Consider the following 357-nt stretch of genomic DNA (forward strand, 5'->3'; position numbering starts at 1 on the left):
CGATGTGTACATGATCGTAGCGGTATCCTCCAGATAAAACTCCTGAAGGATCTCTGCCGTTCTTTCATTTGGCAATTGTTCGATAAAAAGAAGGGGCAACTCAAGAAGATCCCCCGCCATATCATCAAGCTTGCTTGCGAAGGAGCCTTCAGAGAGCAAATAGGAAGCACCGCTGTCCTCGACCTGCCACGACAATTCCTTTGCCGTTAATTTATTATTCAGCATCACGATCTTCACACCGAGATAAAATAGGGCATGGATGGTGATGACGCCGTCAATATGATTACGGAGCAGCACTGCGCATGAATCGCCAGCCTTGAGACCGGCGCTGGCCAGCCTGCGTGCCATTTTCTCCGT

1 protein-coding gene is annotated in these 357 nt (G+C 49.6%); it reads right to left on the minus strand.

Going from position 1 to position 357, the window contains the following annotated elements; translation table 11 throughout:
- A partial coding sequence (locus CVN76_RS00320) for an AMP-binding protein (protein WP_157805375.1) occupies positions 1–357 on the minus strand: 357 nt, incomplete at both ends.

It is taken from the genome of Bacillus sp. mrc49 (assembly GCF_002803435.1).